Below are 19,500 nucleotides of genomic sequence, written 5' to 3'. Positions count from 1 at the left end.
CGGGTGGTGCGAAAGGGAGTCTCAGCCCCGCAGGGCGGGCGTTCCCGGGCCCTGTCCGGGCGTCCCGTTGCGGCGTCCGATCCGGTCGGCGAGCCGTGCGAGGCGTTCGTCGGACGGAGGGACGTCGATGTGGAAGTGGGCCTCGTAGGGGGTGCGGAAGCGGCCGCCCCAACGCACCACTCCCGCGCATTCGGTGAGGATGTCGGCGATGGCGGCACGTTGCGCGGGGAAGAGCGACCCGGTCGCGCCCGGTGGATGGGCGCCCGGGCGGATGTCGACGGCGGTGCCCGAGGCGTAGTTGGTCCGAAAGCCCCGCAGACCGTGGGGCGCCCGGAAGCCGCGGACGTCGTCGGGTCCGAGCGCTTCGACCTCGTAGTGGTAGCGGCTGATCACATGGACCAGCACCGTGGAGACCGCGCCGAGCCGCACCGCGACCGTGGCACCGGTGCCCGGTACTGCCCTGCTCCATACGGCGCCTCCGATGTCGGCCCCCTTCTCCATCGGCCAGCCGTTCGCGCTGCTGCTGCCGGTGCGCGGCCGTGCCTGGGGGCGCAGCCCGGCTCTGCGGGCCGCTGACGGAGGGCCGGGTCCGTCCGTCGCCGCGGCAGCGGTGGCGAGGGCGGGGACGGTCCCGGCGGCGCATACGAGTCCGGCGGCGGTGCGCAGCAGCAGGCGCCGGGGCAGGGCAGGGTCGGGTAAGGCCATGGCGTTGCCTCCGTTGGGACGGCGTGGATGGGCCTGGGAAGGCGCGGTTGGGCCGCGTCAGTCGCGGAAGAGATGGTTGTACTTCTCGAAGACGGCGAAGAGGCCGATCATCGCGTTCCCGTAGCGCTGGGCGCCGTCGCCGGTCCCGTTGTACCGGCCCATGATCCTTCGGCTGTCGTCGTCACTGCTCGCGACGGATGGACGTGCGACACCGATGTCGGCGGCTCCCTCGACGAGGACGGCCGGGATGGTGCTGACGTTGTACACGTCGTCGTCGTGGAGGCTGCGCCACATGGTTTCGAGGTCGTCGGAGTTGGCGGCGTCCATGATGCGGTCGGTGATGATCCCCGCGCGCACGCAGTAGTTGCGGGCCCGGATGCCGGTGGCCGCGAAGATCTGCCCGAGGCCGGTGCTGCTGTCGTCCTTCAGGCCTGCTTCCACGGCGTCGTCCGCGGCCTTGTCGCCGATGTTGTAGGCCCGGATCTCCCACAACAGCGGGCACTGGATAAGGGCCTTGCGCATGCCGTAGGTACGGGAGAGGGACGTGGTCAGCCAGTCCAGGTCCATCACCGCCTGGAACGACTGGGTGGTGGTGCGGGTACTGAGGGACAGACCGCCGTCACCGCCCTGCTCGGGCACCCCCATAGAGTTGACGAGGTAGTTCTGCACGTCGGCCAGGAGCACGCCCTGGAACGTCTTGTCGAACCGACCGTCCAGGTGGCTGTCGTCGTCTTCCTCGAGGAAACTGCTCTGCCCTTCGTCACGGCCGGAGGCGATGTCGTTGTCGATCGTGATGGCGCCTTCGCCGGTGCCCACGGAGATCGTGGCGATCTGGTCGAACGACCAGTCGACGGGATGGGGGTAGCCGAGGTTCCCGGAGAAACCCGTGGACATGTCGCAGAGGAAGCTTGCCGTGGTCAGCCCCTCGGCGCCGACTCGGCTGCACACGTTGCGCGGGGCGTAGATGCCGATGTGGTACTCGGGTCCGTACTCGTCGACGGTGGCCTTGATGCCCCGAAAGTGGGGCAGGACGCTTTCGGTCACCTCGTGGTCGAGGGCGTCGAAGTCGACGGCGAAGTAGATGCGGGTGCCGGGCCTGAAACCGTAGTGGCGGGCCCGCTGGATCGCCGCGTGGGCGTCGGCGATGCCCTGCGCGCGCCGGAAGTAGGCCGCTTCGCCGCCGTAGGTCTGGTAGATGGGAAAGACGTTCAGGCCATGCGCGGCGATGACCTTGAGTTCGCCGGGCTGGAGCTGCTTGTTGAGGGTGGAGCCCGGCACGTTGGAGAGATAGCGGCCGATGTAGCGGTAGCCGGCCGCGTACAGGGCCGCTGCGCGGGCGGCGGTGACTTCGGTGACGGTGTCGCAGGCGGTGCCGGCGCGGGTGCTGTCGCCCGTGGACACCAGGAGGGAGGCCCAGGTCGGGAAGTCGCCCTGGCCGTTGACGGCAAGCCGTACGAAGCTCTGGAAGTCCCTGACCCGGGCCGCGAGTCCGGCGTCGAAGCTGCCGGTGAAGGAGACGCCGGGTCGCCGGTTGAAGAGCATGGCCGCGCTGAACAGGCTGACCCAGGTGCCGGTGGATCCCTCGGACACCGTGTGCTGGCGCAGTCCCTGTCTCGTGGCGGGGCCGAGGGCGCCGGTGGCGACGTCGTCGCTCATGCCGAGCTCGTACTGGATGGCGCGGACGAGGGCCTTCTGTACGTCCCGCGAGAAGTTGCCGTCGCAGGGGATCACGAAGAAGTCCCGGCGGCCGACGTAGCGGCCGTTGAGCCACTGCTGGACCGTGCGTATGGCGTCCGTGCCGCCCTCGACGACCACGTAGGCGTCCATGGTCAGCAGGGCCTTGAAGACCTTCGGGGTCAGTCCGTCCCCCGGGTAGACACCGTCGACGCCCATGTTCCGCTTGAGCTTGGCTACGGACTGTGCGACGCGATCCGTGTAGTCCCCGTTGATCTCGTCGCCGTCGTATCCCTTGCAGTACAGGCCCGACTGCACGATTCGGTAGATGTTGCCGTGCCGGGTGCCGGCGTCGATGACGGGAAAGCGGGACTGCAGGGCCGCCAGCGTGGCCGGTCCGAAGCTGTCGGCGAGAGTGGTCAGGCCCAGCTCGTACTGGAGTGCGCGGGTCAGCGCGTACATCACCGTCCAGCTGGTTCTGCCGTTGACCTCCACCTTCGGGATGCCGTCGATGTTGTAGGAGTTGATGAATCTCTGAGCCTGTTCCACCATCTCGTCGGCCATGGCCGGCTCCCCCCGCACCGGGCTCGGACGGCTCAGCGGTGCGCCCAAAGCCTCGGCGACGGGCGACGGGGCCGGCAATCAATTCGAACTGGGTCTAACCGTGAGGGACTTGCATCGAGATATATTCGTAATTAATTGAAAGAGCTATGGTGGGGCAGATGCAGGAGTCCTCGTGAGTGGCGCGCACAGCCCGACAGGACCTGGCGGAAACGGAGAACGTGGTGACCCATCCCCCCAAGGGGCTGCACGGCCAGGCCGTGGAGGAGCTGGGCCGGCGCATCATCCGCGGCGACTACCCCCCGGGCTCCGTGGTGGACCCGGTCAGGTTCGAGACCGAGCTCGGCGTCAGCAAGACCGTGGTGCGCGAGGCGATGCGCGTGCTGGCCTCCAAGGGCCTGCTCGAGTCGAAGCAGAAACGCGGTACGACCATCCGGCCCCGCGCCGACTGGAACCTGCTCGACAGCGACCTGCTGCGCTGGCAGGGCAGCAGCGCGCCGACCGACGGCTTCCTGGAGGACCTCGCCGAGGTCCGCGCGATAGTTGAGCCCGCCGGAGCCCGTTTCGCCGCGGCCCGCCGTACCGCTGACGACCTGGACGCGATGCGGCAGGCACTGGAGGCGATGGCGGCGGCGGGGACCGACGCGGACGCGATGGTCGAGGCCGACCTGGCCTTCCACCGCGCCCTGCTGGAGGCGGCGCACAACGAACTGCTCAGCCGCATGGAGGTCGTCATCGAGGCCGGTCTGCGCGTCCGCGACCGGATCGTGCACGGCGCCCGGCACTTCTCCGACTCCATCCCCGTCCACCAGGAACTGCTGGACGCGGTCGAGGCGGGCGACCCGGACGCCGCCGTGGCCGCCGTCGAGTCACTGCTGGCGCAGGCCTCCGACGACCTGGCGGCCGTACGGGCGGACCAGGACGAAGTCGGGACGGACCCGCTGCCGAAGGAAGGTCCTTGAAAACAACGGGACTTGAGACGTTCCTGGTGGCTCCTCGCCGGCTGTTCACCGAATGGTGAGTCACCGACCGCTCCCTGATCCGCACACACAAGGAAAGCCCGCTCCCATGAACCTCGTGGAATCCCTCCGATCCCACCGCCTGCTGGCGATCGTCCGCGGCAAGGACGCCGCCGCCGCCCTGCGCACCGTACGCACCCTCACCGAGGAGGGCATCGCGGCCGTCGAGGTCTCGCTGACCACCGCCGCCGCCCTGAGCGTGATCCGGCAGGCGCGCGCCGAACTCGGCCCCGACGCGCTGCTCGGTGCCGGCACCGTGCGCACGGCCGCGGACGCCGCCCGCGCCGTGGACGCCGGCGCCTCGTACCTCGTCACCCCGGCCCTGGTCGACGGGCTGCAGCCGTACGGCATCCCCGTGCTGATGGGCGCGCTGACGCCGACCGAGATCGAAACGGCCCTCGCGCGGGGCGCCGACGCGATCAAGCTCTTCCCCGGTTCCCTCGGCGGACCCGGGTATCTGCGTGCCCTGCGCGACCCGTTCCCCGAGGTGCCCTTCGTGCCCGTCGGCGGCGTGGACGCACAGGCCGCCCGCGACTACCTCGACCGGGGCGCCCTCGCCGTCGGCGTCGGCTCACCGCTCGTCGGGGACGCGGCCGACGGCGGCGACCTGGACCAACTCCGCGCCCGCACGGCCGAGTTCCGCAAGGTGGCCGCCGGGGAGACGCCGTGACGACACCGGTTCCACCCGAGGTGGTGACCTTCGGCGAGACGATGGCGGCGCTACGGGCCCAGGGCGCGCTGCGACTGGGCGGCAGTCTCGGACTGTCCGTGGCGGGAGCCGAGTCCAACGTCGCGATCGGTCTCGCCCGGCTCGGGCACCAGGTGCGCTGGGCCGGCCGGGTCGGCGCGGACGAACTCGGCGCCCTGGTGCTGCGCACGCTGCGCGCCGAGAGCATCGACACCGACCACGCGGTCGCCGACGACACCGGCCGGCCCACCGGACTGCTGCTGACCGAACCCCGCCTCGGCACCCTGACCCGGGTCAGCTACTACCGCGCCGGTTCGGCGGGTTCGGCCGTCTCGCCGGCCGACGTACTGCCCGCGCTGGCCCCCGGAACCCGCGTCCTGCACCTGACCGGCATCACACCGGCGCTCGGCCCGTCGGCGGCCGAGGCCGTCCTGGCCGCCGCCGCGGCAGCGCGCGAGGCCGGCATCACCGTATGCCTCGACGTCAACTACCGCTCCCGGCTGTGGACTTCGGACCACGCCCGCACGGCCCTGCGGCCGCTGCTGGCCCACACCAACTTGCTCATTGCCTCCGAGGACGAGCTGCCGCTGGTGCAGCAACGGCCCGAGGCCGGCGAACCCGAAGCCGTGCAAGACCTGTTGGCGGCAGGCATCGACGAGGTGGTCATCAAGCGCGGTGGACGCGGCGCGACCGCCTTCACCGCCGACGGGGCAACTGACTGCGAGGCTCGACAAGTTGACGCCGTCGACCTGGTCGGCGCCGGCGACGCCTTCGTGGCCGGATACCTCTCCGGACTACTCGACGGCGCGGACATCCCGGCCCGTCTGCACCGGGCCGTCACCACTGCGGCCTTCGCCGTCGCCACCCGGGGCGACTGGGAGGGCCTGCCGACGCGGGACGAACTCGGCCTGTTCGACCAGCCCGACGGCACGACCATCCGCTGACCCAGGAGACCGAGCATGACATTCACGGCAGCGCCCGCGACGGTCGTCGTGGACGGGGGCTACGAACTCGCCGAGGGCGGCCGCTGGATCGACGGCCGGTATGTGTACGTCGACATCCTCAGCGGCCGCCTCTTCGAACTGCGCGACGGCACGGTCCCGCACCAACTGGCCGGCCTGGACATGCCGTTGGGCGCCGTCGCCCCAGTGGCCGACCGGCCGGGCACCTGGATCGCCGCAGCGGGTACCGGGATTGCGCTGCTCACGGCCGACGGCGCAGTGGAGTGGCTGGACCGCCCCGAGGACCGTACGCACGTCCCCAGCCGGATGAACGACGGCGCCGCCGACCCCGCCGGTCGCTTCTGGGCCGGCAGCATGGCCTACGACGGCAGCCCCGGCGCGGGCTCGCTCTACCGAACGGATCCCGACGGCACGGTCGTACGCGTCCTCGACGGCCTCACCATCGCCAACGGCCCGGCGTTCACCGCCGACGGCACGACCCTGTACTTCGCCGACACGGCCGCCGGCACCATCTTCCGTTGCCGGGTCGACCTCCTCTCCGGCGACCTCTCCGGCGGCCCGGAGACTTTCGCCCAACTGCACCACGGCGAAGGCAGTCCCGACGGAATGACCGTCGACGCCGAGGAGGGTCTGTGGGTCGCGATGTGGGGCGCCGGCGCGGTCCGCCGCTACCACTCCGACGGCCGCCTCCTCCACACCCTGACCGTGCCCGCCCCGCACCCGACCTCGGTGTGCCTGCACCCCGGCGAGGACCGGCTCTTCGTCACCACGGCCCGGTACGGGGTGACAAACCCGACCGTGGCTTCCGGCGCGGTGCTGAGCGTCCCCGTACCGGTCCGGGGAACGGCGGCCTGCTCCTGGCGCGGACGTGGGGTGAGCTGACGGACGCCCACCCCACGTCGGATCACGCTCACCCCACGTCAGGTCAACGGTGGGCCCGTTTCACGGATGCCGTGGTCTGCCGGACGAGCTGCCACTCCTGCGAGCCGTCCGTGACCGCGTTCTGCAAGGTCAGCGCCGCCCCGCGGGACGCACCGGTCACGTACAGGCTCGTGTTCTTGACCGCCTGGAACTTGTAGTAGCCGTCGGCGGTCTTGATGAGGTTCCAGCTGCCGGTCGGGCTGTTGTCGACCCACTGGCCGATGCGCTGGCCGACCGTGGCGTTCCCCGTCCAGATCGCCGCCGCGCGCCCTCCGGACTTGTTCAGCAGCGTGGTGCCGCCATTGGGTTCGGTCACGACGTGCCAGTACTGGGTGTCCTTGTTCGCCGCCGAGCCGGCGTCCTCCAGCACGACGTCCGGCACGTCGCCGTTGCCGATGTTCGCGTCGTTGGTCTTGCCGCCGGTGCCGATCACCTGGCCGGTCCTGCGGTTCACCAACTGGTAGTAGGCGCCCGCCGAGTGGCCGAGATCGACCTCGGCGTAGGCGATCGTCGACGCGCCCTGGTTGTTGAGGATCGCGATACGGCCGGTGCCCTGCACGTACTGCAGGTTGCGGCTGTAGCCGGCCGGCGACGTCGTCTGGTACTCCGTCCACACGCCGTTGCTGCGCCCGCTGTCGTTGACCCAGACGTTGCCGCTGCCGGCCGCGTTGTACACCAGGCGCCCGTCGGGAAGCCGGACGATGACCGGGCTGCCGTTCACCGCGAGGGGATGGGAACCGCCGGTGACCGGAAGCGAAGTGACGGGGTTGGCCGACGAACCGGCGTAGAACTTCAGCGGATTGTCCGCGACGGCGTACCGGATGTTGACCCCGCCGCCCCAATACTCGTACGTGAGAAGCCACTTGCCGTCAGTCATCGGCACGACGTTCGTCATGCCCGGCCGCCCGCCCCCGATCTCCGTCTTGCCGCCGCCCATGTCCTGCGTCAGGCCCGCGACGTCGACGACCGGCCCGCTCCACTGCGCACTGCGGCCGTCCCAGGTCCGGTGGGCGAGAATCTGCCCGCGCGAGTCCGTGGCGGTGTCGTTCGCGGGGTCAAGGGTCGGGGCTCCGGTGGTCGGGTCGAAGCCGGTGTAGTCGTTCTCGTCGGAGTAATAGCAGACGAGTCTGCCCTGGTAGACCATCAGATACGGCTCCCAGAGGGGATCCACCTGCTTGTATGTGTTCGCGGTGGCGACGTTCTGCCCGATCGCGCCCGCGCTGCCGCCCTGCCAGCCGCCGGTCGCGATGACGTTGACGACCTTCCAGGTGGCACCTTGGTCGGTGCTGGAGTACAGGGCGATGGCCAGGTTCTTGCGGTCTCCGTCGTTGGACGGCGTCCAGTTGGGGTCGGCCGCCTTGTGCTCCTTGTAGTAGTAGTCGTCGCCCGACACCACGTCGGCGAGAAGCAGCGTCCCCGCCTTCAGATTCCCCACGTCCTGCGGCAGCGTGTAGAGGTACGGGTTGGTCCAATTGCTCGTGTATTTCGCGTACTTGGGGTCGCTGGAGAGGTAGGCGGGAGCCTTGACCTCCGACAGCGGCTGCCACGACGTCCCGTTGTCGTCGCTCTTGTAGACGGGGAGCGTCTGTTCGTCGGCGCTTCCCGTCGCCGGTACGACCGTGGACTTCTCGAACGCGGCCACCAGTCGCCCGCTCGGCAGCTGCGCGGACTTGGGGTAGATCGCGCAGTTGCCCCGGCCCTTCAGGCACGGTTCGTTGCCGAGCTGATAGAGGATGCCGCCCGTCGGGTTGTACGCCTGTGCACTGGCCAGGGGCACCGCCACCAGCGCTGATGCCGCGGCGAAGGTTCCCAGCGTCCTGCCCAGTCTTCTCTTCAGCATTGACCCTCCTTCTCGGTGACGAAGACCCGCACGTCCCAGGCGCCGAGCTCCAGCGCGCTGCCTGCGGGGATGTGGCTGCCGTCCAGCACGTCGGTCAGGTCCAGCGGGGCGTGCACGGTGGCCGGCTCCCAGCTCCAGTTGTGGAGCACGTGGACGCGGCGCCGGTCGGTGGAGGTGCCGGTGGTCGCGGTGACGGACGCCGGCAGGTCCTGCCACGGGGTGCGCGCACTCGGTGCCAGCCAGGTGGCCAGGGCCTGGGCGAGGTCGCGGCCGGGCACGGTGCCGACGTAGGTGATACGGCCCTCGCCGTGGCGCCGCGTGGTGACGGCGGGCCAGCGGCCGAAGTGCGGGTGGTCGTACGTGACCAGCACGTCGGCGTCGGTGACGGTGAGGCCGTCGGCCCAGCGGGTGGCGGTGGCGTTCTCCGGCAGCCGCAGCGGGCCGTCGGGGACGGCGCGGACGGGGACGTCCCGCACGAGGTTGCTGAACTCGTCGTACGTGACCCCCGCGGCCTCGGCGAGGCGGCCGGGCGCCGGTTCGGTACGGGCGCGGGCCTCGTGGTCGGCGTAGCCCGTGCGCGGGCCGAGGACCAGGTGGCCGCCCGCCGCCGCGTAGGCGCCCAGCCAGTCGAGCGTGGAGTCGGCGGCGACGTAGAACGCCGGGACGACGAGGACCGGGTGGCGGGAGACGGCCTCCTCCGGCGAGAGTCCCTCTCGCTCACCGCGCGGGTCGTGCAGCTGTCGGGCGTGGACGATCCGGACCTGACGGCCGGTGTCGAAGGCGCCGCGGTAGAAGGGGTCGAGGATGCGGTGGTAGGCCGCCGGGTCCGGGCCGCCGTCCGGCTTGGCCAGCGGCGGGTACTTCTGCATGAGCCACTTGCTCGGCGTCGAGTACACCAGCGTGATGTCGGCGTCCGGTTCGAGCCCGGCGACGAGCGGGCCGGCGGCCTCGAACTCGGCTCCCAAGCGGGCGAGTTCGGCGTACGTCCGTCCGGGCCGGCCGGTGTGCGGGAGAATGCCGCCCCAGTAGGTCTCGGCGCCGAAGTGCAGCGTGTGCCAGTGCCAGTACTCGATCATGCGCGCGCCGCGTGCGACGAGCGCCCAGGCGGCCTGGCGCCACTGGCCGTCGTAGGCGGGCCGGTTGTGCCACGGTTCGCCGATGGAGCCGGCGTTGGTCTCGGTGACCAGGAAGGGTTCCTGGCGGGAGGAGAACATCCAGTCGGCGGTCTGGTACAGCGCCCAGACGCCGGTGGTCTTCCAGATCTGCTCGTGGCTCTCGGGCGTGGGGTCGGGCAGCAGCAGGCCGTCCTGCATGTCGTAGTAGGGGTTGCCGGAGGCGATGTCGAGGCGGTCGGTCAGCTCGTCGTCCTCCACCGCGGCGCGGGTGTAGGAGATGCAGGTGGTGACGTACTGTCCGGGGCGGGCGTACTCGCGGACGATGTCGGCCTGCCAGCCGATGAACTCGGTGACCTGACGGGCCTGGAACTCCCGCCAGGCGACGTCGTACTGGGGCTGCGCGTTGCCGTCAGGGGTCCACAAGTCGGCCCAGGTGGACAGCCGGTGGGACCAGTACACCAGGCCCCATTCGCGGTTGAGGGCCTCGACGTCGCCGTACTTCTCACGCAGGTGGTCCACGAAGCGCTGGAAGACGCCGTGGTTGTGGAAGAGCTCCAGACCGGGCTCGTTGTCGACCTGGAAGCCGATGACCGCGGGGTGGTCCGCGTACCGGGCGACAATCCTGCGGATGATCCGCTCGGCGTGGAAGCGGAACGCGGGGTGGGTGAAGTCGACCTCCTGCCGGGCGCCCCAGCCGATGCGCTCGCCGGTGCGCCGCTCGCCCGTGACCTCGGGGTACTGCCGGGCCAGCCACGGCGGCACCGCGTACGTCGGGGTGCCGAGGACGACGGAGATGCCGCGCTCGTGGGCGCCGTCCAACACCGGTTGCAGCCAGTCGAGTTCGAAGCGGCCGTTCTCCGGTTCCCAGGTCGACCAGACCGACTCGCCGACCCGGATCACGGTGAAGTGCGCCGCAGCCATGAGGTCGAGGTCGGTCTTGAGGCGATCCTCGGGCCGTTCGTACGGCTGGTATTCGTGGTAGTACGCGGCACCGAACAGGACGCGGGCAGGCAGAGCCGCCATAAAGGGAACCTCCGGAAAAGTAGGGGGAGTTACTGCTTGACGCCACCCGCGGCCAGACCGCTCTGCCAGTACCGCTGGAGCACGAGGAAGGCCACGACGAGGGGAACGATCGAGATCAGTGAGCCGGTGACGACGAGCGCGAACATGTCGGTGCTGGCGCCGCCTCCGCCGTTCTGCGCCTGCGCGGCCCAGGAGGAGAGGCCCACCGTGATCGGGTACAGGTCCGTGTCGTTGAGCATGATCAGCGGCAGGAAGTAGTTGTTCCAGGTCGCCACCAGCGTGAACAGCAGGACCGTCACCAGGCCCGGTGCCAGCAGCCGTAGCGCGATCCGGAAGAAGATCCGCGCCTCGCCCGCGCCGTCGATGCGGGCGGCCTCCAGAAGGCTGTCCGGGACGGCGTCGGCCGCGTAGATGCGCATCAGGTACAGGCCGAAGGGGTTCACGAGGGACGGCAGGATCACGGCCCACGGAGTGTTGACCAGGCCCGCCTTCGCGAAGAGCAGATACGTCGGGATCGCCAGGGCCGTGGCCGGGACCATGACGGCCCCGAGGACCAGGTTGAAGGCGAACCGGTCGCCGCGGAAGCGGAACTTGGCGAAACCGTACCCGCCGGCCGCCGCGAGCAGCGCGGCCCCGACCGCGCTGACACCGGCGTACAACGCTGTGTTCAGCAGCCAGCGCACGAAGACCCCGTCGTCCTGGGTGAACGTGTCCTTGACGTTCGTCAGCAGTTGCGGGGTGTGCGAGAACCACAGGCCGAAGCTGTTGAACAGGTCCTGGGTGCTCTTGGTCGAGGCGATCAGCAGCCAGAACAGGGGGAGCAGGAAGTAGGCCAGGGCGGCCAGCATGGCGATGGTGAGGGGAGTGCTGCGCCCGGCCCTGCGCTTTCGTGCAGGTGTGGTGCGCACCGGTTTCGCAGCCGTCGGCGCGATCGCCTCGGGAGCTGTGGTCGTCACGGTGTCCTCCTGCGGTTCGCGGTGAGCAGGACGCCGTAGGAGACGATCACGATGACGAGGCCGAGGAGGAAGGACACCGTGGCCGCGTAGTTGACCTGCTGGCCGGTGAAGGCGAGGGAGTAGGCGTAGAGGTTGGCGGTGTAGGAGCTGCTGATGACGTCCGGGGCGATCTTCATCAGCAGGCTCGGCTCGTTGAACAGCTGGAAGCTGCCGATCACGGAGAAGAGGAGGGTGAGCAGGAGTGCGGGTCGCAGCGCCGGGAGTTTGATGGACCAGGCGATCCGCCAGGCGCCGGCCCCGTCCATCGCGGCCGCCTCGTACAGCTCCTGAGGGACGGTGCGCAGGGCGGCGTACAGGATGATCATGTTGTAGCCGACGAACTCCCAGGTCACGATGTTGGCCAGGCTGCCGAGCATCCAGCCGTCGCTGAGGAAGTGCGGGACCGGCAGGTCCAGCTTGCGGCTCAGCTGGGCGAACGGGCCGAAGTCCGGGCCGTACAGATAGCCCCACATGAGCGTGGCGACCACGCTCGGCACGGCGTACGGCACGAAGATGCCCAGCCGGATCACGCGCGCGAGTCGCAGCAGGCCGCTGTCGAGCGCCAGGGCGAACAGCAGCGCCAGCAGCAGCATCACGGGGACCTGGACGACGAAGAACAGGGCCACCCGGCCTACGCCGTGCAGGAGTTGGGAGTCGCCCAGGGCCTGGACGTAGTTGTCGAGTCCGACGAAGACGGTGCCGCCGATGAGGCGTTCCTGGAAGAGGCTGAGGTAGGCGGCGTAGCCGAGCGGGGTGAGGAAGAGCAGCAGGAACAGCACCAGGAACGGGGCGACGAACAGCGGCCCCGCCGAGCGGTGACGGCGCGTGGCGGCCATCTCAACTCCCCTTGACGGTGAAGCCCTGCTTCTTGGCGTACGTCGTCAGCCGCTGCTGCCAGGTGCCGAGCGCGGCGACCGTGTCGGACTTGTCGGCGAGGGACTTGCCGACCGTCTCGGTCCAGTCGGTCGCGGCCTGGTCGAGGAACGGCGGCCACTGGAACGACGTCGAGACCGTGTCGCTGATCTCGGCGAAGACCTGGTTGACCTTCTGGCCGCCGTAGAAGGAGGGCGCGGCGCCGGTGAAACTCGCGTCCGCCAGCAGGGACTTGGTCGCCGGGAAGAAGAGCTGCTTGGTGGCGAACAGTTCGGCGCTGGCCGGGTCGCTGTTGAGGAACTGGGCGAACCGGGCTGCCGCAATGGGGTTCTTGGTGGAGCGGATGACCGCGGTGGTGGAGCCGCCCCAGTTGCCCGAGACCGGGTTGGACGCGTCCCACTGGGGCAGCGGGGCCGCACGCCACTTGCCCGCGGTGGACTTGGCGGAGCCGGAGAGGAAGGCCGGGCCCCAGGCGGCGGTGAGCCAGGTGGCGTACTTGCCCTTGTTGAAGCCGGCGTACCAGGCGTCGGTGAAGTCCGGGTCGGTGCTGATGACGCCGTCCTTCGCGAGGCCGCCCCAGTAGGCGGCGAGCTTCTTGGAGACGGCGTCGTCGACGTCGATGGAGAGGGTGCTCTTGCCGGAGACCGCGTACGGCTTGGCGCCCGCCTGCCACAACAGGCCGTGCCAGGCGGCGGGTTCGTTCGCCGAGAGGTTGGTCAGGTAGACGTCCGGGGCCGCCTTGTGGAGCTTGCGGGCGGCGGCCGCGAACTCGTCCCAGGTCCCCGGGACTTGGATGCCGTGCTCGTCGAAGATGTCCTTGCGGTAGAGCATTCCCATGGGGCCGGTGTCCTGGGGGATCGCCCAGACCTCGCCGCCGGGGCCGCTGACCTGCCCCCAAGTCCAGTCGACGAACTTGTCCTTGAGTGCCGAGGCGCCGTACGGGGCCAGGTTCAGCAGGCTGTTGGTGATCGTGTACGTGGGGATCGCCTGGTACTCGATCTGCGCCAGGTCCGGTGCACCGGTGCCGGCCTTCAGGGCCGTGCGCAGCTTGGTGTAATGGGCCACGCCCTGACCGGCGTTGACGACCTTGACCTTGATCGCGGGGTACTTCTTCTCGAAGAGCGCCACCTCTTGCTCGATGTTCGGGGCCCAGGTCCAGAACGTCAGCTGGGTCGGCGTCTTCATCGCCTTGTCGATGTCGGCCTGGCCGACCGGCTTGGCGGAGCCGGACGAACCGCCCGAGTCACCGCCGCCGCAGGCGGTCAGGGCGGCGCCGAGTGACACGGCTCCCGTGGTGGCCAGGAACAGCCGACGGCTCATGGGTGAAGGACTGGATGTGGGCATGGTGAACTCCCGCCGGTGGCAAGGGTGGAGGCACGCCTGGCGAGGGCGTGCGCAGGCATGGGGAGGGAACGGCTCGCGCGAAGAGGCGGACGCGGCCGGAGAGAAGGGGTGGTGACGGCTCCGAGGCAGGTGCGCGGGTCTGGCTGACGGACCTACTGGATCAAGCGCCCACCGGGCTCAGGGCACGCCCGCGGTCACCTGTGTGATGCGGGTGCCCGGACGGGCTTGGACACGAACGATGCGGCGGCCCGTCCCGGGGCGGCGCAAGGGGCCGTGACTCACAACTGTGCGGGCTGGTAGGCGTGTTCAGTGACTGGTGGAGGCACCTCCGTTCGGGCGAGGTGGCGCGGTCGAGGCGCGGACGATCAGGTCGACCGGTGGGTTGGTCGAGGTCAGGGGGTCGCCGTCCGGGTTCTCGATGGCGTGCACCAGGCGCTTGAGTCCTTCCTGGGCCACGGCGTCGAAAGGCTGTCGCACGGTGGTCAGGGGAGGAGTCACATATGCGGCGACCGGGATGTCGTCGAAACCCACGACGCTGATGTCCTCCGGTACCCGGCGCCCCGCCTCCGCCAGCGCACGGATCAGGCCGATCGCCATGTCGTCGTTGGCGGCGAACACCGCGGTGACGTCAGGGTTTTCGGCGAGTTCGCGGCCCGCCGCGTAGCCGGACGCGGCTGACCAGTCGCCCTCGACGACCGCAGGCACGTCCCGGCCCTGGGCGGTCAGCGTCGTGCGCCACCCCTCCAGGCGGTCCCGGGCGGCGTACCAGCGCTGCGGACCGGCCAGGTGATGGACCGTCACATGCCCGAGCGCCAGCAGGTGTTCGGTGGCAATACGGGCCATCAGGTCGGCGCCGACCCCCGCGGTGAGCACCGCGGGCGCGGTGACGGGCGGTGGCGGTGCGCCGAGGATGAGCACCGGTACGTCGGCGCGGAGCGGATGGGCTGCGCCGGCCCCCTGCTCGTCGATCGGCTCGGAGATGACGATGCCGTCCACGCCCTGGTCCAGGAGCGAGTCCACGGCACCGGCGATGCCCGCCGGGTCGCCCTCCATCGTGTTGACCACGCGCAGCGCGTAACCCGTGTCGCGGACGACCCGCTCGACGCCGATCAGGAGCGAGGCCGGCCCGTACAAGGCGGTCCCCAGGGTGACGACGCCGATCGAGCGGGTCCGCCCGGACGCCAGGGCCCGGGCGGCGTTGTTGCGCCGGTACCCGAGCTGTTCGGCGGCGTCCAGCACCCGCCGGCGCACGTCGGCGGAGACGTACGGCTCGTCGTTGAAGACCCGCGAGACGGTCTTCTGCGAGACGCCGGCCAGACGGGCGACGTCCACACTGCGCGGCGCGGCGGAGTTCCCGCCCCGTCCTGTCCCTCGCGTCATGGCATCTCCCGGTGACCGCACGATCCAGCGCAATCATGTCAGACCGTCGCCGGTCTGACTGCGCAGTCATGTCTGCGCTGTCATGTCTACGCAGTCAGAAGAGTGCCGTCAAGAGTCCGGAACGCATCCGTGACAACGACCCACGGCGCTGCCACGGCGAAATGCCTGCCGGGCGGCGTCGTGGGCCGTTGTCGCCGTCAGGCGGACGGAGCGCCGGTGAGGACCTCCACGCGGCCGGTGTCGAGCGAGTAGTAGGCGCTGACCACGGCCAGTTCGCCCTTCTTCACCATCGGGGCGAGGTCCTTGGCGGTCGACTTCGCGGCCGCGCTCAGCTAGGCCGGCCGCTTCCTTGGCTGCCGGGTCACCGTGTGCGACGCCCGTCCCGTCTTTGCCGTACCGCAGTCTGCGTCCTCACCCACGACGCCAAGTTCGACATTCCGTTGCTGCGGCTGGCACTTGACCTGCCCCGCGGCTATGTCGGCGCGCGCACGCCCGAGGAGACGGCATCTCGATCACCGCGGAGATCATCGCCCACGCCAACCAGGGCACGGGCCTGCCGCTGACCCTGGGCACGGGTCCGATCCACCGGAGCCCCGTCACTGTCGGCTGACGGAGGGCGATGGATCCTCGGGCACCGTGAGGCCATGTGTGACCGGGTGGCCGTGGTCGCCGTAGCCCGGTCCGGTCTGCTCCTTCTCCAGTTCCTCGTCGAGTGCCATGGCAGCGGTGACCAGGGCGAGGTGGGTGAACGCCTGCGGGAAGTTGCCGAGTTGTTCGCCCGAGGGGCCGATCTCCTCGGCGAAGAGGCCGACGTGGTTGGCGTAGGTGAGCATCTTGTCGAAGGCGTGGCGGGCCTGGTTGAGCCTGCCGCTGCGGGCGAGTGCCTCGACGTAGAAGAAGCTGCACAGGTTGAAGGTGCCCTCCGAGCCGCGAAGGCCGTCGGGGGATGCCTGCGGGTCGTAGCGGTAGACGAGGCTGTCGCTGACGAGTTCCTCGTCCATGGCGTCCAACGTGCTGAGCCAGTCCGGGTCGTGGGGGGAGACGAAGCCGACCCTCGGCATGAGCAGGAGTGAGGCGTCCAGGACCTCGGTGTCGTAGTGCTGCACGAAGGCCTGCCGCTTCTCGTGCCAGCCGCGCTCGACGATCTGGCGGAAGACCGCGTCCCGCACACCCCTCCAGCGGTCGAGGTCGGCGGGGCGGGAGAAGGCGGTGGCCGCTCGGACACCACGGTCGAACGCCACCCAGGTCATCAGCCGGCTGTAGGTGAAGTTCTGCCGGCCGCCGCGCGTCTCCCAGATGCCTTCGTCGGGCTGGTCCCAGTTGTCGGCGAGCCAGTCCAGGACGCTGGTCAGTGCACTCCAGCCACGGAGTGCACCCATGTCACCACCCACGCTGAGCGCGTCCGAGGCCTCGCCGTAGATGTCGAGTTGGAGCTGGTCGGCCGCCGCGTTGCCCGCCCGTACCGGACTGGACCCCATGTAGCCCTCCAGGTGGTCGAGGGTCTCCTCCGTCAGGTGGGGATCGCCGTCGACCCGGTACATGATCTGCAGCGGGTCCGAAGAGGCGGCGGCACCCGTGGCCTCGATGCGCCCGCGCAGCCAGCGGCGGAAGGCAAAGGCCTCCTCCTTGAAGCCCAGGTCGATCAATGCCCTGACGGACAACGACGCGTCACGGATCCAGGTGTAGCGGTAGTCCCAGTTGCGCTCACCGCCGACCTGCTCGGGCAGGCCCATCGTGGCAGCGGCGATCGGCGCACCGCTGGGGGCGTACGTGAGCAGTTTGAGCGTGATCGCCGAGCGGTTCACGATGTCCTGCCAGCGGCCCCGATACGTACACGAACGCAGCCACGACAGCCAGAAGGTGCGGCACGTCTCGAGCGCGTCCGCGATGTCCCCGAGGGCGGGTCGGGCCGGGGCGGGGGCGCCTCCCGCCGTGCTGGTCAGCACGATTGCGGCCGCCTGGCCCGCGGACAGGGTGAAGCGGGCGGTGATGTCATCGCCGTCCGGGCGGAGGATGACCCCGGAGCTGGACTGCACATGCAGATCCGTCCCCGGGCCACGGAAATGGGCCGAGTGGTCGTCGGTCTGCGAGAGCGTGTGCGAAGCGCGCCCGTAGTCGAAGCGCGGCCGGCAGGTGAAGGAGAAGGGCAGACTGCCCCGGACGACCCGTAGGACCCTCAGCAGACGGTGCGTGTCCGTGGGGGCCGAGGAGTCGATGGGCACCATGAAGTCGGCCACTTCACCGACTCCGCCGGGCGCCATGAACCGCGTGACCAGAATGGCCGTGTCGGACAGGTACAGCTGTCGTACGGTCATGCCGTCGTCGTCCGCGAGCTCCGCGGCCAGACGGCAGTGCCCTCCGCGCTCGCTGTCCAGGAGTGAGGCGAAGACACTGGGCGAGTCGAAGCGGGGCGTGCACCACCAGTCGATGGTTCCGCCGGACGACACCAGGGCGGCGGTCTGAAGATCGCCGACCATGCCGTGTTCCGCGATGGGCGGGTATCGGTTCACGGGGTCTCCCTGCTCGGTCCGAGACGCCGTGGCGGCACGCGCAAGCGCCCGTCAGCGACCTGTGCAGGCCAAGCTTTCGGCAGCGCCGTGGCCCTCGCCTCACCCAGGGCGGGTGAAAGGGCGACTCAGACCGATTCGGGTTGCGGTTCCAACTGCCGCGCCGGTGCGATCCTCGGCTCCCACGCTGTGATGGTCCGTACGTAGCCGTAGATCACTGAGATCATCGCCAGCAAGAGAACTGGTCCGAAGACCCACGGGTGTTCGGCCATCTCCAACGGCAGATAGCGGTACGACAGCAGGAGTGCCGTGAAGACCGTCGTGCCGTAGGCGACGAGTTGGATCCCTGATCGATCCCAGCCGCGGTTGTGCGAGCGCAGAGCCGCCTCGATGGTGAGTGAGAACACCACGCCGGCGATGAGATCCACGCCGTAGTGGTAGCCGAAGCCCAGCGTTGCGGTGAGCGTGGCGATCAGCCAGAAGGTGCCCCCGATTCGCAGAACCCTCGAGCCCTTCCGGGAATGAATGAAGATCGCGGTGGCCCACGCGGTGTGCAGGCTGGGCATGCAGTTTCGTGGGGTGATTCCGTCGAACGGCATGTGGTGCGGGGCACCCACCGGCGGCAGCGATTTCGGCCACAGATCGGCCACCGCCCATTGCACGCTGGGCTGCGGTTCCGACCACAGGCTGAGCGACGCCCAGTGCTCGGTGCCGGTGCCGTAGGCGAAGACCGGTCCGACCACCGGGAAGATCATGTAGATGGCCGGCCCGAGGAGGCCTATCGCCAGGAAGGTGTGCACCAGATGGTGGCTCGGGAAGCGGCGCTCGACCGCCACGGTGCGCAGTTGAAACAGCATGACGACGACCGCGGCCAACGCGAGCTGACCGTAGACGAAGTCGAGGAAATTGAATCCGACCCGGCCGGTGGCCGTGACGATCCGGCCCACCAGCCACGACGGTTCGCCCAGCGCGTGATCGGCGGTCGCCACGTACTGGTCGAGCACCACCGGCCGGGATTGCGAGGTGATGAACAGCCAGGTGTCCCCGGCCTTGCGGCCGGCCACCACCAGCAGGCCCAGGCCGACGCCCTTCAGCAGCAGAACACGTTCCTGGCCGGTACGGCGGGTGATGGCGATGACCCCGTAGCCCAGAAGCACCCAGAACGCGCCGTTGCCGAAGGGGTGGCCGTCCGTCATGTCGGCGTCGACTGCCCACCGGACCACCAGGAAGACGACGTCGATACCGATCGCGACACCGAACGCGATGAAGCGTTGTCGCCAGGTGAGCACCATCGCCATCAGTGCCATACCGGTGTACAGCAGAAAGCCTGATTTAGGAGGGTAAATCAACTCTCGTGCTTGGTTGGTGATCGGTCCCGGCAGGCCGTAGTGGCGTGCGGCGATCTCCAGTCCGAGGAGAAAAACGAGGGTCACCAGGGCCACTGCGGCCCACAGTATGGCCCGTGGCTTTATTCGCGAAAACACCCGCGATGAGATAGGTATCAACGATTTGACCGGTTTGTTAGATGTTGAAGGGACGGGTTACTTATCTCGCTCGACGGCATGGCTTTCTGGTGAAGGGCGGACGAAGAGGGTGTACGTGGCGAGTTCGAACATGTTATCGGAGTGGGGCGCGTTTCTCTGAGGTCTCTGTGCTGTTTCTAAGTACGTAGAGCCGGATCACCGGTGGGTTGGTTGCTCGGTCGGCCGAGCTGGACGCCTGTGTGGCCCTCCAGGGCCTGGATCGGGCGAGCTTGGGGGCGCTTAACCGGGGTCGACTGCATGTCTCGAGGTCCCTTCCCGGCGGGACGGGACGAACGCCGCGCCATCAAGACCCTCCTCAAGCCCTGACCCGCCCAAGTCCCCTCGTGGGCGTGAGCCTGCCTTCGCCCTC

Annotated in this window: 14 protein-coding genes and 2 pseudogenes; 5 read left to right on the top strand and 11 right to left on the bottom strand. The window is 69.5% G+C overall.

The window, feature by feature from the left end:
* Window positions 1–21 precede the first annotated feature (21 nt).
* Window positions 22–705, bottom strand: a complete 684-nt coding sequence (locus tag ACFY1L_RS37825; RefSeq protein WP_388834915.1) for a hypothetical protein — start codon at window positions 703–705, stop codon at window positions 22–24.
* Window positions 706–762: 57 nt separating this feature from the next.
* Window positions 763–2,943 (bottom strand): glycoside hydrolase domain-containing protein, encoded by a 2,181-nt coding sequence (locus ACFY1L_RS37820; protein WP_388834912.1) that lies wholly within the window; start codon window positions 2,941–2,943, stop codon window positions 763–765.
* Window positions 2,944–3,161: 218 nt separating this feature from the next.
* Between ACFY1L_RS37820 and ACFY1L_RS37815 the strand changes: the two genes are divergently transcribed.
* From ACFY1L_RS37815 to ACFY1L_RS37800, 4 genes are all read left to right on the top strand, one after another.
* Window positions 3,162–3,902 carry a FadR/GntR family transcriptional regulator gene (locus ACFY1L_RS37815; RefSeq protein WP_388835594.1) on the top strand — a complete coding sequence of 247 codons (741 nt, stop codon included), beginning with the start codon at window positions 3,162–3,164 and terminating at the stop codon, window positions 3,900–3,902.
* Window positions 3,903–4,008: 106 nt separating this feature from the next.
* Window positions 4,009–4,629 carry a bifunctional 4-hydroxy-2-oxoglutarate aldolase/2-dehydro-3-deoxy-phosphogluconate aldolase gene (locus ACFY1L_RS37810; RefSeq protein WP_388834909.1) on the top strand — a complete coding sequence of 207 codons (621 nt, stop codon included), beginning with the start codon at window positions 4,009–4,011 and terminating at the stop codon, window positions 4,627–4,629.
* Between the two features lie 41 nt (window positions 4,630–4,670).
* Window positions 4,671–5,591: a sugar kinase gene (locus ACFY1L_RS37805; RefSeq protein ID WP_388835591.1), complete on the top strand. Its 921-nt coding sequence runs from the start codon at window positions 4,671–4,673 to the stop codon at window positions 5,589–5,591.
* Between the two features lie 15 nt (window positions 5,592–5,606).
* The gene (locus tag ACFY1L_RS37800) at window positions 5,607–6,491 is read left to right on the top strand and encodes an SMP-30/gluconolactonase/LRE family protein (RefSeq protein WP_388834906.1); all 885 of its coding nucleotides are present in this window, start codon (window positions 5,607–5,609) and stop codon (window positions 6,489–6,491) included.
* A gap of 43 nt (window positions 6,492–6,534) precedes the next feature.
* Here ACFY1L_RS37800 and ACFY1L_RS37795 read toward each other — a convergent pair whose 3' ends face one another.
* The 7 genes and pseudogenes from ACFY1L_RS37795 to ACFY1L_RS37765 all read right to left on the bottom strand — a co-directional run.
* Window positions 6,535–8,370 carry an RICIN domain-containing protein gene (locus tag ACFY1L_RS37795; RefSeq protein ID WP_388834903.1) on the bottom strand — a complete coding sequence of 612 codons (1,836 nt, stop codon included), beginning with the start codon at window positions 8,368–8,370 and terminating at the stop codon, window positions 6,535–6,537.
* Window positions 8,364–10,508: a beta-galactosidase gene (locus tag ACFY1L_RS37790; RefSeq protein ID WP_388834900.1), complete on the bottom strand. Its 2,145-nt coding sequence runs from the start codon at window positions 10,506–10,508 to the stop codon at window positions 8,364–8,366. The genes ACFY1L_RS37795 and ACFY1L_RS37790 overlap by 7 nt, the downstream gene beginning before the upstream one ends.
* Window positions 10,509–10,537: 29 nt before the next feature.
* Window positions 10,538–11,464, bottom strand: coding sequence for a carbohydrate ABC transporter permease (locus tag ACFY1L_RS37785; protein ID WP_388834897.1), 927 nt, complete (start codon window positions 11,462–11,464; stop codon window positions 10,538–10,540).
* On the bottom strand, window positions 11,461–12,339 hold the full coding sequence (locus ACFY1L_RS37780; protein WP_388834894.1) for a carbohydrate ABC transporter permease: 879 nt from the start codon (window positions 12,337–12,339) through the stop codon (window positions 11,461–11,463). Before ACFY1L_RS37780 ends, ACFY1L_RS37785 begins: the two co-directional genes overlap by 4 nt.
* A gap of 1 nt (window position 12,340) precedes the next feature.
* Window positions 12,341–13,720, bottom strand: coding sequence for an ABC transporter substrate-binding protein (locus tag ACFY1L_RS37775; protein ID WP_388834891.1), 1,380 nt, complete (start codon window positions 13,718–13,720; stop codon window positions 12,341–12,343).
* 306 nt (window positions 13,721–14,026) lie between these two features.
* The gene (locus ACFY1L_RS37770) at window positions 14,027–15,100 is read right to left on the bottom strand and encodes a LacI family DNA-binding transcriptional regulator (protein ID WP_388834888.1); all 1,074 of its coding nucleotides are present in this window, start codon (window positions 15,098–15,100) and stop codon (window positions 14,027–14,029) included.
* Window positions 15,101–15,297: 197 nt separating this feature from the next.
* Window positions 15,298–15,405 (bottom strand): annotated as a pseudogene (locus ACFY1L_RS37765) (carbonic anhydrase); the annotation flags it as partial.
* 1 nt (window position 15,406) lies between these two features.
* On the opposite strand from ACFY1L_RS37765, the pseudogene ACFY1L_RS37760 reads away from it, so the two are divergent.
* Window positions 15,407–15,710: pseudogene (locus ACFY1L_RS37760) on the top strand (XdhC family protein); the annotation flags it as partial.
* Here the strand turns inward: ACFY1L_RS37760 and ACFY1L_RS37755 are convergent.
* Window positions 15,697–17,610, bottom strand: coding sequence for a glycoside hydrolase family 15 protein (locus ACFY1L_RS37755; protein WP_388834885.1), 1,914 nt, complete (start codon window positions 17,608–17,610; stop codon window positions 15,697–15,699). The pseudogene ACFY1L_RS37760 and the gene ACFY1L_RS37755 overlap by 14 nt on opposite strands.
* A 125-nt stretch (window positions 17,611–17,735) precedes the next feature.
* On the bottom strand, window positions 17,736–19,064 hold the full coding sequence (locus ACFY1L_RS37750) for a phosphatase PAP2 family protein (protein ID WP_388835588.1): 1,329 nt from the start codon (window positions 19,062–19,064) through the stop codon (window positions 17,736–17,738).
* Between the last annotated feature and the right edge of the window lie 436 nt (window positions 19,065–19,500).

Origin of the sequence: Streptomyces sp. NPDC001663 (assembly GCF_042893105.1) — a bacterium.
GTDB lineage: Bacteria > Actinomycetota > Actinomycetes > Streptomycetales > Streptomycetaceae > Streptomyces.
The sequence above is the reverse complement of the archived record's forward strand: the minus strand, read 5'-3'. Positions and strand labels throughout refer to the sequence as shown.